Genomic DNA, 11,153 nt, shown 5'->3' with positions numbered 1-11,153 from the left:
GGGGTTCAAATCCCCTATCCTCCGCCGGATGGGCCCAGGTCAGATGCTCTATTTGAGCAGCTGGCCTGGGCCGCATCAACAACGGCATCAACACGTCTGGGGAGACGTGCTGTCGACGGACTTGACGTTGTCCATGTCCTCGACCTGTTAGGACCCCAGATGGCCAGTCTCACCGAGCGTGTTCGATCCGACGGATCCATTGCTCACATCGTCCTGTACCGCCGTAACGGCAAGCAGTCCTCGACGACGTTCGACGACTTCCAGGCCGCCCTGCAGCTGAAGAAGCGCATCGACAAACTCGGACTCGAGCAGGCGCTGCAATTGCTGGAAGCCGAACTCGCCGCCCAGGGCGATGCGCCCGGACTCACCTGCGCCGCCAACTCCTATATCGACGATCTGTCCGGCATCGAGGACGGCACCAGGAGGCGGTACCGGCGATTTCTCGCCAACGACATAGCGCCATTCTTCGGAGCGCATACCCCGGTCGACGCAATCGACGACAAGGCCGTAGCCCGATGGGTGAACCACCTCGAACAGATCGTCGGCAATGCGGCCAAGACGATCGCCAACAAGCACGGCTTCCTGTATGCGTTCATGGCATCGCTCACCAAGTCTGGTGTGATCGCCGGGAACCCCTGTGAGAATACGAAGCTGCCGCGCGTAGACCAGGCTGAAATGACTTTCCTCGAAGCGGAAGAATTCGCCGCGCTGATCGACCAGATACCGGGCCCGTGGAAGGCGTTCGTTCGATTCCTGGTGGCCTCCGGTGCCCGGATGGGCGAAGTCACCGCGCTGCGCGTCGGCGACATCGATCCGAAGAAGGGCACCTGCCACATCCGACGGGCATGGAAGTACACCGGCGGCGTTCGCACACTCGGCGGACCGAAGACCAAGCGCAGCAACCGGACACTGGATCTCGATCCGGCCCTCATCGCCGAGCTGGCCCTGGCGGGCCGCCCGCGGGGCGACTGGCTGTTCGTCAACGCGCACGGCGATCCCGTGCACATCACCACGTTCTACAAGCAGATCTGGGCCCCGGCGCTCACACGGCTGGCCGATGATCCCACCGAGCCGCTGAATGGCAAGAAACCGCGGATCCATGACCTGCGGCATACCTGTGCGAGTTGGATGCTGGGCGCGAACATCCCGATGTATGTCGTGCAACGGCACCTCGGCCACGAGAGCATCACGACGACATCGGACCGGTACGGGCATCTGGATCGCCGCGCCGGATCTGCCGCCGCCGCGGTCATCGGGGCGATGATCTCCCGGACCGCGCAGCCTGCGCTGAAAGTTGTTGAGGGCGCGGCCTGATCCACTGCGCCGCGCCGGGGTCCATCGCCCGGCGCGGCGCGTCCGGCTTACCGCCGGTGGTCGCGGATCTGGTAGATGCGTTCGCGAGACAGCCGGGCAGCCTTCGCGATGTGAGTGCGCGGGACGCCATCGGCGATTGCGCGACGAATGAGGGCATCCCGCTGATCGATTGACGCCTCGATGGCGTCCGCGGCTGTAGCGATGTCGTCGAGGATCGAGGGCGCTGCGGATTCTGTGGCGACCCTGGCGGATTCCAGGATGAATTCGGCGTCGTCCTCGCTGATCTCGGCGTCGGGGGCCTGTCCACCTTCGGGAACGTCGTAGCCGCACTGTGCGGCGTAGGTGGTGGCGAGAGTCAGCGCCGCATCGAGGTCCATGTCGGTGCGGTCGGTGATGGAATCGGCGACAGTGGCAATCGTTGTGGTCATAGCTCTATTGTGTCAAGCATGCTCCACACTGTCAAGCTTGCTACACACTATTTCAGGTGTCAGCCGATGGTTTCCGAGGCCCAGTACTCGCGCAGGCTCCGGATCAGCGCGCCGTCGAACTCCAGCAGGGCGACCTCACGCATGCGCTTGCGGATACCGCGGACCAGGTCATCGAAGCGAGCTTCCCACTCGACGATCGCGGTCTCGCCATCGACGTACAGGCTCAGCAGCTCGCATTCGATGTTCGCTTGCGACTCGACGACCTTCGACTGCCAGTAGTCCCGGATGCCGCCGTGGGTCGCGATCGGCTCGCCGAGCACGCGCTCGTGATAGGTCGCGTCCTCGGTGAATATCGACAGGATCAAGTCGGGGTCTTGCTTGGTCCACGCCCGGATGTAGATATCCACGACGTCGCGAACATGCTGCTTGGTCAGGGTCATCGTGCCTCCGTGATGTCCTCGAGCGTCATCGGACCGGCCGTGTGGCTGCGGTCCTGGAGCTGAGCGTAAATCAAGTCCGGCGCTTTCAAGGTGACGGCGGCGAGATCGATTCCGTCCAGCGAGGACGGCTCGATGCGTACCCATTTCCACTGTTCCGCAACAACTTCCATGTCATGCGGAAAGCCGGTGTAGTAGCCGCTGAGCATCATCTCGCCTGGCATGACCGACAGGTGAAGGGAGCCGAAATAGTAGCTGTCGCTCATGTTTCGCCACTGGCCGATCAGGTGCCGCCCATACAGCTCGGCCTCGACCCGGTTGCGGAATCCTTCCGCCTGGTCCTCGCTGCGCGGCGACGGCGGCCAGTTCGCGGCCGTGATCCGCCGGCCACCACGCGGGGTGATAACCGCGATGTCGGCGTGGTGGCGCACGCGGTCGAATTTGTAGGTCGTCACCCAACATCCTGTGAGCACGTTCGGCGGTAGCGATGGCCCGATCAGCGCCTCGTCGGCATCTGAAATAGGGTTGGCCGCCAACGCATCCCAGAATCGGCGCATTTGCGCCTCGTCGAGGGCGTCGAGCAGCTCGGCCAGGCGAGTCTGGTTGGCGAGCCGCAAATTCGCGTGTGCTCCGGCGCGCCGCCACCGGTAGAGCATGCTCGCGGTGACACCGACCCGGTCCGCGAAGACTTCGGCGGTGTCGCCCAATGCGCTTTGCAGGGCGTAAGACTCGACGCCCGTCCACTTCCCCACTTCCCTCATGCTGGGAAAATACGCCGGAATCCGGTGGGGGTGTGTACTTTCGTGAACTTTCGGGGCGTTTGATACTCCACTGTGGCGCAATGGTGAATCCACGTGGGCGCGTCGGACGATCGATACAGCACGCGGCACCAGACGCGACTCCCTCATCAACGCTCTGGTGCCGGGTGCGCTCCATCCGTTCCAGGGAGCTGGAGGCACCCGACATGGGAATCATCCTTCTTTTCACCCTCGCTGCGCTAGTGCTCGTGGGCGCCGCCACGCTCGTCATACCGAGCGACGAGCACGTAAAACGTCAGAACAGGCTGACCGTCAGCGACATTCAGGCCCGACTCGCAGCCGAGCCACGGCGCACGTACGTCCCGATCAGCCGGGGGTGTTGACCATGGGTCTGCTGCCTTCCGCGGTGGGATTCCTGCGCAGCGACGTCTCAGCGACGAAGCAACAACAGGACGAGAGAGCCATCGAGCGATGTGCTCGATTGAGCGGTTACGACCTCCGGAAGATCGTCGTCTTCAGTGAGCGCACGTTGGAGCAGGTCCATCGGTTGCGTGTGGTAGTTGACCGGACGCGCGTGGACGCCGTAATCGTCCCGAGCGTCGAGCATTTCGACGCCCGCAGTGTGCCGGCCGAACTTCTCGAGGTCGCGGCGGTGCTTACCGTCTCGCCCCGTGATGCGTACGCCCGCACCCTCACCGAGCGGAGCAGCCGGTGAATCAACCCAGCCCCATGGAGAGCCCGGCGCCCGACCGGGAGGCTCTCGCTACAGGCGTCGAACTCGTGCGCCAGCGGGCAGACGAGATCGCAGCCTCTGCCGGGCCGGGCTGGACGGTCGAGGTCGCGCGGCAACCGCCCTACGGCTGGGTCCTGCGCGATCCGAGCGGCTGGAGCAAGGCCAGCGGGAGCCTCGACCAGATTGCGGAATGGCTTGCGGAGAGCCGCCGGGTTGGCAGCGCCACCTGGGCAGGGGAACAACAGTTACGCGCCGAGCAACGCTGGCCACGATAACCACCACTACACAGAAGGAAACTCCATGCGGCACACGCTTACCCGCATCGCTCTCGCCTGTGCCACCGTGGCCACGGCGGCGCTCATGCTCCCGGCCACCGACGCCTGCGCCCAGAAGACCGGCAACCCGTGCTACTTCACCTTCGCCAACGGGATCTATGTCCAGTCTGGTGCGGTCATCACCGGCGGACAGGCGACCTGCATGCCCAAGCCGGACACCTTCCACATCGACCTGCGAATCGAGTACTACGACGGCGGGAACTGGGTGACGACTGGTACTGCGGGCGACAGCACCCGACCCGACCCGTTCCTCAACATTGGTGCCCGCGACCTGGAGTGCAAAACCATGTCGTCCTACCGTGGCCACGCGATCCTCTGGGTCAGCTACCAGGGCACTTTCCCCGCGGTCGACAAGTACACTGACATCCTCAACACCGGCAGCTGCTAGTGAGAGCGAAACGCCCGTGAACCACACGATTCAGTCGGCCCGAACCAACCTCTCGCACCGCTTGTTTTGGGCCCGTTACCACCTGACCCGCGTGCTCACCCCCCAGCGGCGTGACCCCGGGGACAAAGGCGCCGGAACCGTGACGCGGCGCGAGTTCGGCGGCACGGTCATCCGGCCCCGGAGCGGAATCCGCCGGCACCGGTGGGCTCCTCCGCTGCGCTACACCCGTTCGGTCGCAGCAGGCGATGACGGGGCAGCGATCGCATGGACCCGGAAAATGGGCTACTAGATCCTGAAAACACAGCACGGCCGCCCCCGTTCGTAGCGGGGGCGGCCGTTGTTCTCTCTAGTTGCGTGTCAATCCGACCGACATCGCATGCCAGAGTGACCGGAACAGCTAAGAATCGGCGATATTCCGTGATATCTCAGCAGCATTGTTCGTGCCCAGGCCCACCAATGAGAGGGACTGCATGACGCACCACCACCGGCCACGCAAGACTTCCACCGCGGACTTCAGGGCCAGGTTCGGCGACGGCTCCGGGGCGCATGGCGACGCGGCCGGCACGCGCGAGGCCACGCCGGAACCAATCGCGCCCGAGAAGAAGAAGGGCAACCCGGTCGTCGGATTGCTCGTGCTCGCCATGCTCGCCGCTGTGCCGATCATCGCGTTCACCAGCTGCGGCTCGCACGACAGTGCAACGGGGGGAACGTCGACACCTCAAACGACCTCGGCGGCCGCCGCGAAGTACAGCGCCGACGAGCAGGCCGCGCTCGACGCGCTGCGCAGCGCGTGCCGCGAGGACGATGGGAAGCTCTACGTCGAGGCGAAGCGGGCCAACGAGCTCATGCAGAAGGCCGGCATTAACGACGAGACCACCCTCACCGTGCTGCAGCATCTGCGCGACTCGCTCCCCGCGGATGCGCCGACGATGGACTGCGCAGGGGTCCTGGCTGAATACACCATGTTGCGCGAGAAGGGCACCGGCTAACGCGGCCCGCGTTACTGGCCGCCATTCCCATCGCGCCGCTGACCAATCATTGACCAATTGAGGAGAATTGATGCTCCGCAAGATCGTTTGTACGGCCGTCCTATTCGCAGCCGCAGCTGGGGCCGGAACGGGGATCGCGTCGGCTGCCTACGACGGTGAGGTCTATCCCTCGTACGCGGCGTGCGCCGCTGATGCTCGCGCTCATGAAGCGGCGACGCGGAACACCACTGCTGATACCGCGACGTGCGATCAGGTACCCGGGAATAGCGGTCGTGGGCTATGGCAGATCACGATCACGCCGCGACCGTGGCTCAACCAGCGAAGCGACGACACTACCGATCCCAATGATTTCGCGGGTGGCTTCATGAAGGGCCTGACCTCCGGCAGCGCTCAACGCTAACGCGGCCCGGTCCACACCGGCAGCCGCGGAATCACTTTCACGAGCCGCAGCCGAGCCGGAACGCCCTGGCCCGCGTGCCGGGTGCGTGCCGAATCCGCGACGGACCCGGTATCGGAGTTCGCGAGCCGGATTGCGGCCGAGTCGATTCCGCCGGCGGTGTCGGTGCCGGTGATGTTCACCCGGACGACTGCGGCATCAGCGCCGGTCGCCGTGTCGGTGCTCAGCTTGTCGATGGCCACCACGGCGGCATCAGTAGCGGCGGCCGTATCGGCAGCGGGCAGGGCGGCAGTGACAGAGGCGGATTCGGTGCCACTCGCCGATTCTGTGGCCCGCAGTACCGGCGCGGCGGTGTCGGTGCCCGTTCCGCTGTCGCTGACCGAGGGCAGTAGGACCGCGACCGATGCGCTTTCGGTGCCCGCGGCCGTATCGCTGCTCGTCTGCCGGATGAGCGCGGTGTCGAGGGCGGTCGCGGTCTCGGTGGTTGGTGTCGTCACCGTGCCTGATTCTGCGGCCGCGCCCGTGTCGGTCGCGGACGCCGTGAGTTGTGCGCTGTCGGCGCCCGAGGCCGTGTCGCTGCTCGGTGTCGAGGCGGTGACCGCCGCCGAGTCTGTGCCGGATCCGGTGTCCGCGTAGCTGAGTGCGATCTTCGCCGAATCCGCACCGGATCCGGTGTCGGTGTCGGACACGGGGACGCCGGCCGGATTGAGCATCCCGATCCAGGCCGCACTGATGCCATTGCTGGGCGCGGTGTCGGGGACCGTGCCGGTGATCGACGTGTTGCCGGTCGAGATGGTGGCGTTCGAGTCGGTGAGCGCCAGGGCAGAAGACGTGCTGTTGGATCCGGTGCGTTTGGTGTCGGCCGGGCTGAATGTGGTCCACGCCGAGATCGAGCTGTTGAAGGCGTTGTTCGCACCCCACACCGCGAGACGCCATGCACTCGCCGAGGTGTTGTTGACCGTCGGCGTGGTGATCGTGCTCGCCGTCGCGGTGGTGTAGTTCTCCACAAGGAGTGGGGTTACTGTGGATACACCGGAGTAGCCGGAGCACACGTTGTAGGTGGTGCCGGTCATTGACCAGCTCGTCGCCGTGCCGGTCGTCCATACCAGGTAGGCGACGACCAGGCGGATCGTGGAGAACGCTCCGTTCGCGGCGGTGACGTTACGAACGCTGGTCCAGCCGGTCGGCAAGGTCAGCGTGGTCGCCGACGCGCAGATCGCCGCCATCACCAGCACATCGCCGTTCGAGACGCCGGTCGGGGCCGTGATCGTGGTCGAGCCGGTCGTCGCCGTCCCGCGCAGGGCTATTGCCACGTCACGCCCCTCTCGTCGCCCGAATCATGCTGCGCTGCAGTAGATCAGGAAATCGTGCAGGTCGCTGACAAGGTCCAGATCGCGCCCGGGGACTTGGTGCCCAGGCCAGCGATCTTGTGGTTCAGCATGATCGGCGAGGTGCCCACCGAGGCCAGCGTGCCGCCAGGGGTGAGAGTGCCGGTCGCGATGCCGAGGCACCATTCGTTCCAGGCGAAATTGGCGTTGCTGCCGCCGAAAGTCGAGTTGACCGTGATGGTTCCGCCGGACTGTGTCGGGTAGCTCGCGTCCGCGCCCTGGTAGTAGGCCGTCGACGTCGACCCGTTGCCCGCGAGCGCGGTGTCGGTGACTGCCGCGTCGTTGGTGGTGGTGCCGCCGTGGTAGCCGACACCGATGATGGCCTGCGCGTTGTTGAATACCGCGCCGCCGTTGCCTTCCAGCAGCGAGGTGATGCGGCCGAGGCCGGCGGTGGTGAGCAGGTTGCCGTCCTCGACGTGGACCTCGTCGGGCGCGAACAGACCGCGGCGCACCAGATCCTCGATTTCGTGGCCGAGCGGTTCGCGCCCGAGATCCAGGTGCGCGGTCATTGCCGCCACCTTGTCCTCAAAGTACTTGAAGATCGTGGCGGAAGCGTGCCACGCGAAAACGTCGTCAGACATGGGATTTTCCCTCTCTACTGCTGGGCGATGGTGACCTGGAACGACCAATCAAGCTGCCGCCCGGTGCTGGTGGCGATGCGGTTGGTGACCAGGTAGGTGGTGCCGAGAGTTCCGCCCGATACCCAGATCGAGGCGGTCGTCGCGGTGTGGGTGGCCGAGCTCAAGGTCAGGCCGGGAATGGTGAGAAAGCTGCTCGCGGTGATGGTTTCGCCGCTGGCGAGGTCCGGGGACCAGTCGAAGGTCCAGGGCTCGATGTCGGTGGGCGACTTGTCGAATCCGTCATAGAGCTGGTCGGCGGTGGCCGGGATTCCGGGCGCGCCGTATGGCAGCCGCCAGCCGTACGCCTGATACTTCGCGAGGTCGGCCGAGTCGATCATCATGCCCTGGGTGGGCATGCGGGATCCGTCCGCGGCGAGCACGTCGCGGACTATCAGGATCGAGGACATTAGGTGCGGCTGGCGATCTCGTCGAGCAGCTCGTCCGACATCTCCGGAGCCGGGATGTCGTGGTCACGCGCGATGTCCATGAAGTCCCGGATCACTTCGATGGCGTGGCGGAACAGGTTTTCGAGCCGCGACTGCGCAATCCGATACTTGCTCAGCTCCTCCTCTGTGGCGTCTAGCCGCAGGTGGAGCTTGCCGACGGTCTCGGAGAGCTTGGCGACCGTTTCGGACAGCTGATTGCTGGCGACCGCATGATTCACATCTGCCTGTGCGCGGTCAGAGCTACGCGAGAACAGTCGGCGGGTGAGCTCCACGCCGACACCGCTGGTGGCCGCGCCGCCTAGTGCTGGGCCGATCCATCCCCAGCTCATGAGGCGGCGCCGTGGTCCGGCGCGAATGCCGCTTCGGCTTCGGCGACGACGTGCTCGATCGCGGGCTCGTTCTTGGTGAGCCACACGCCGAACGATTGCGCGGTGTGCACGACGAGCAGCAGCGCGGCGGCGACTGCGGCCGCACGCTTGTCGGGCACCAGCTCCAGCAGCGCGGCGGTTTCGGTGCCCCACGCCACGATGCCGCCCGAGACCGAGATTGCGGTCTTGGAGTACTGGGAGATGCTCATGCCTGCACCTCGGGACCGATCTTGGCGGCCATCCACGCGATGGTCGCGGTCTGGGCCTCGACGATCTTGAGCACGGCGGCCACGGCGTCGACGATGGTCCGGTCGCTGCCATCGGGGTTCTTGCCCAGCTGGGCCCACCCGGGGTAGCTGGCGCGCTCGTCGACGCCGGTCGCGGTGTCGACGCGGTCGCGGCCGCCGGTGAGCTGCTGGCGGATGTCCTTGATGTCGGACACGACGTTGCCCATGAATCCGTCGAAATAGGTGACGTCGAGCGGTCCCGTCACTGGCGGCGGCCCGGGAACCGGTGCGGGTGCGGTCGTGGCCGACCACTGCCCGTAGTCGTCGGCGAGTGCCTCGTTGACGTCGCACTGCACGCCGTCGATGGTCACCTGTTCGGCACGCTGGTGCAGCTGGGCCCGGGGCTCGGTGTTGCTGCCCGACCAGGCGTCGGTCTGCCACGCCCATCGAGCGCTGCCGTGGTCGAGGGCGCGCGAGACCGGCCAGTAGCCGCCGTAGATGCCGACCCATTCCGGGCCGATCACCGTGCCCGCGCCGCGCAGGTAGTCGTCGATGGCCTGCTGGTCGCCCTCGGTGGCATCCCAGTCCGCCGAGAAATAGATCGGCCGGTCGGGGCGGCCGCCGCAGGCGAGTACCTGGGCGAGGGCGGCCTGGGCGTCGGCGACGCCCGCATCGTGGCCGCCGAGCAGGCGGTCGGCGGTGGTTTCCCAGTTGCTCACGATGTCGACACCGGCGGCGCGCAGCGCGTCGGCCTCCTCGGGGGTGAGCAGCTTGCCGGGGAGGCCGGGGCCGCCGTCGGACAGGTAGCGGACGACGAATGCGTATCCGCTGGTGCGGATTTCGGCGGCGTTGGGTCTGCCACCGGCGTAGTCGATCCCGAGAGTCATGGGGTGTTCCTTTCGATTCGTTAGGCGCTGTTGAGTAGCGCGCCCTCGAAATAGGTGTGATAGCCAGCGCCACCCGCCCCCGTGCCGGTCAATGTGCCGCTGCCCGTGCCGGTGTACATCGCGGGAAAGATCTGGTCGCCCGCGCTGAGGTAGACGATGTTCGTTGTCGTGACCGTGTAGTTCGCGGTGTTGTCGCCACCGCCGCCACCGTCGACCCGATCGCCTTGGCGCACAATGCTCGCGGTCGATCCGCCAGAGGGCAGGTAGTACAGCCCGGCAGCGGCGGTGACCTGGCCGACGTTGACCGTTGCCGCGAAAGCGACGCTGTACCAGCCGGTTTTCTGGATGGTGATGACACCGGTGCCGAGCGTGGTGATCGTGACGTTCGCCTTCTGGCGGATGGTGTCGAAGGTGTTCGAGCCGACTGTGGTCCAGCCGCTGCCGGGCAGCGGTTGGCTCGAGGTCGACTGGTAGATGGACCAGCCGGTGCCGACGACGGGCGGCGAGGACACGTCGGCGGCCGCGAAACTCTTGATGTCCCAGCCTGTGTAGGCCGAGCCGAACAGGTCGACATACTGACCGCTGAGCATGCCCACCGAGCGGTTCGACGAGCCGACGGTCGCCTGATTCGTGGAATCGGTATGGGAGAGCAGCGTGATGCCGCCCATGGTGGCGACATAGTTCTGCCCCGTGGCGGTCAGAGTGAGCGTGGTGCCGACCGCCAGCCCGCTGAGGCCGACGTCGGCCCAGTCGTGGAAGGTGTACGCGGTGCCGTTCCAGCTGCCATATCCCAGGTAGGCGTGGTTGTTGTAGACGTTCAGGTAGACGAAGCTGCTCAGGTCGGTCGCGCAGCGCACCAGCAGCGAGGTCATGGCCTGCGTCGAGCCGGTAGTGCCGGCCACCATGGTGACGGCGTGGTCGTTGGTGAGCATCACCGTGGTGTTGAGCGCCCATCGCACGCCGTTGCCGTAGTGGTTGTCCGGCTGAATACCGGCCACCCCATTGCCTTCGGCCCACAGCGCGGTCGATTGGCCGCCGAGTGTCCAGCCGGGCCCGATGCTGCCGAGCTGGGTATCGGGGAATGTCACCGAGATCGACGCGCCGCCGGTCTGCTGTTGCTGCTGCTGGGTCTGCAGCGCGGAGATAGCCGCGGAGTTCGCAGCGATGTTGTTCTGAATGCCGCCGACGGTCGTAGCCACCTTGGTCGGGTCGCTGCTGCCGCCGTTGATGCCCGAGGCGATGGTGACGCTGTTCTGGATGGCGGTATTGGCGTCGTTGCGCAGGTTGGTTGCCCAGTCCCCCAGGAACGCGAACGGGTGCACATCGACGCCGAAGATGTTGATGTCGACCCCTGCGACCGCCGAACATACGTTGGCCAGCAACAGATCCTTCATGGCCTCGCCGATGGCGGCGAAAAACTGCGGGGGCAGCGCCACGG

Annotated in this window: 15 protein-coding genes; 5 read left to right on the top strand and 10 right to left on the bottom strand. The window is 65.9% G+C overall.

Annotated features, from left to right (window positions below):
• Positions 1-1,314, top strand: a 1,314-nt coding sequence (locus ACFXKA_RS37680; protein ID WP_379431047.1) for a tyrosine-type recombinase/integrase, incomplete at its 5' end; no start/stop codon positions are given.
• A 47-nt stretch (positions 1,315-1,361) separates the two neighbouring features.
• Here ACFXKA_RS37680 and ACFXKA_RS37675 read toward each other — a convergent pair.
• The 3 genes from ACFXKA_RS37675 to ACFXKA_RS37665 are packed head-to-tail and all read right to left on the bottom strand — an operon-like array spanning position 1,362 to position 2,931.
• Positions 1,362-1,742, bottom strand: coding sequence for a hypothetical protein (locus ACFXKA_RS37675; RefSeq protein WP_379431046.1), 381 nt, complete (start codon positions 1,740-1,742; stop codon positions 1,362-1,364).
• Positions 1,743-1,801: 59 nt separating this feature from the next.
• Positions 1,802-2,182: a nuclear transport factor 2 family protein gene (locus ACFXKA_RS37670; protein ID WP_379431045.1), complete on the bottom strand. Its 381-nt coding sequence runs from the start codon at positions 2,180-2,182 to the stop codon at positions 1,802-1,804.
• A complete protein-coding gene (locus ACFXKA_RS37665) occupies positions 2,179-2,931 on the bottom strand; it encodes a hypothetical protein (protein WP_379431044.1) in 753 nt (250 codons plus the stop codon). The genes ACFXKA_RS37670 and ACFXKA_RS37665 overlap by 4 nt, the downstream gene beginning before the upstream one ends.
• Before the next feature lie 391 nt (positions 2,932-3,322).
• On the opposite strand from ACFXKA_RS37665, the gene ACFXKA_RS37660 reads away from it, so the two are divergent.
• The 4 genes from ACFXKA_RS37660 to ACFXKA_RS37645 all read left to right on the top strand — a co-directional run bounded on the left by ACFXKA_RS37660 (position 3,323) and on the right by ACFXKA_RS37645 (position 5,382).
• The gene (locus tag ACFXKA_RS37660) at positions 3,323-3,652 is read left to right on the top strand and encodes a hypothetical protein (RefSeq protein ID WP_379431043.1); all 330 of its coding nucleotides are present in this window, start codon (positions 3,323-3,325) and stop codon (positions 3,650-3,652) included.
• Positions 3,649-3,945 (top strand): hypothetical protein, encoded by a 297-nt coding sequence (locus ACFXKA_RS37655; RefSeq protein ID WP_379431042.1) that lies wholly within the window; start codon positions 3,649-3,651, stop codon positions 3,943-3,945. Before ACFXKA_RS37660 ends, ACFXKA_RS37655 begins: the two co-directional genes overlap by 4 nt.
• A gap of 25 nt (positions 3,946-3,970) precedes the next feature.
• Positions 3,971-4,393, top strand: coding sequence for a hypothetical protein (locus ACFXKA_RS37650; protein WP_379431041.1), 423 nt, complete (start codon positions 3,971-3,973; stop codon positions 4,391-4,393).
• Between the two features lie 470 nt (positions 4,394-4,863).
• Positions 4,864-5,382 (top strand): hypothetical protein, encoded by a 519-nt coding sequence (locus ACFXKA_RS37645; protein WP_379431040.1) that lies wholly within the window; start codon positions 4,864-4,866, stop codon positions 5,380-5,382.
• Positions 5,383-5,778: 396 nt separating this feature from the next.
• Here ACFXKA_RS37645 and ACFXKA_RS37640 read toward each other — a convergent pair whose 3' ends face one another.
• Genes ACFXKA_RS37640 through ACFXKA_RS37610 form a run of 7 tightly spaced genes read right to left on the bottom strand, consistent with a single transcriptional unit; the run spans position 5,779 to position 11,151 of the window.
• On the bottom strand, positions 5,779-7,092 hold the full coding sequence (locus ACFXKA_RS37640) for a hypothetical protein (RefSeq protein ID WP_379431039.1): 1,314 nt from the start codon (positions 7,090-7,092) through the stop codon (positions 5,779-5,781).
• Positions 7,093-7,136: 44 nt separating this feature from the next.
• Positions 7,137-7,748, bottom strand: coding sequence for a hypothetical protein (locus tag ACFXKA_RS37635; RefSeq protein WP_379431038.1), 612 nt, complete (start codon positions 7,746-7,748; stop codon positions 7,137-7,139).
• Between the two features lie 14 nt (positions 7,749-7,762).
• A complete protein-coding gene (locus ACFXKA_RS37630) occupies positions 7,763-8,194 on the bottom strand; it encodes a hypothetical protein (protein WP_379431037.1) in 432 nt (143 codons plus the stop codon).
• On the bottom strand, positions 8,194-8,505 hold the full coding sequence (locus ACFXKA_RS37625) for a hypothetical protein (RefSeq protein ID WP_379431036.1): 312 nt from the start codon (positions 8,503-8,505) through the stop codon (positions 8,194-8,196). Before ACFXKA_RS37625 ends, ACFXKA_RS37630 begins: the two co-directional genes overlap by 1 nt.
• A gap of 53 nt (positions 8,506-8,558) precedes the next feature.
• Positions 8,559-8,810 carry a hypothetical protein gene (locus ACFXKA_RS37620; protein WP_379431035.1) on the bottom strand — a complete coding sequence of 84 codons (252 nt, stop codon included), beginning with the start codon at positions 8,808-8,810 and terminating at the stop codon, positions 8,559-8,561.
• Entirely contained in the window at positions 8,807-9,715 is a 909-nt protein-coding gene (locus ACFXKA_RS37615; RefSeq protein ID WP_379431034.1) for a glycoside hydrolase domain-containing protein, read from the bottom strand. The genes ACFXKA_RS37620 and ACFXKA_RS37615 overlap by 4 nt, the downstream gene beginning before the upstream one ends.
• Positions 9,716-9,735: 20 nt before the next feature.
• Entirely contained in the window at positions 9,736-11,151 is a 1,416-nt protein-coding gene (locus ACFXKA_RS37610) for a hypothetical protein (protein WP_379431033.1), read from the bottom strand.
• Positions 11,152-11,153: the final 2 nt, after the last annotated feature.

Source organism: Nocardia sp. NPDC059228 (genome assembly GCF_042754245.1).
Classification (GTDB): Bacteria; Actinomycetota; Actinomycetes; order Mycobacteriales; family Mycobacteriaceae; genus Nocardia.
This window is presented reverse-complemented; position numbering and strand designations above follow the sequence as displayed.

Coding starts and splice junctions, on each gene's coding strand:
- ACFXKA_RS37645 (WP_379431040.1), top strand. CDS start 4,864: ATGACGCACCACCACCGGCCACGCAAGACTTCCACCGCGGACTTCAGG.
- ACFXKA_RS37660 (WP_379431043.1), top strand. CDS start 3,323: ATGGGTCTGCTGCCTTCCGCGGTGGGATTCCTGCGCAGCGACGTCTCA.
- ACFXKA_RS37670 (WP_379431045.1), bottom strand. CDS start 2,182: ATGACCCTGACCAAGCAGCATGTTCGCGACGTCGTGGATATCTACATC.
- ACFXKA_RS37650 (WP_379431041.1), top strand. CDS start 3,971: ATGCGGCACACGCTTACCCGCATCGCTCTCGCCTGTGCCACCGTGGCC.
- ACFXKA_RS37630 (WP_379431037.1), bottom strand. CDS start 8,194: ATGTCCTCGATCCTGATAGTCCGCGACGTGCTCGCCGCGGACGGATCC.
- ACFXKA_RS37620 (WP_379431035.1), bottom strand. CDS start 8,810: ATGAGCATCTCCCAGTACTCCAAGACCGCAATCTCGGTCTCGGGCGGC.
- ACFXKA_RS37675 (WP_379431046.1), bottom strand. CDS start 1,742: ATGACCACAACGATTGCCACTGTCGCCGATTCCATCACCGACCGCACC.
- ACFXKA_RS37615 (WP_379431034.1), bottom strand. CDS start 9,715: ATGACTCTCGGGATCGACTACGCCGGTGGCAGACCCAACGCCGCCGAA.
- ACFXKA_RS37635 (WP_379431038.1), bottom strand. CDS start 7,748: ATGTCTGACGACGTTTTCGCGTGGCACGCTTCCGCCACGATCTTCAAG.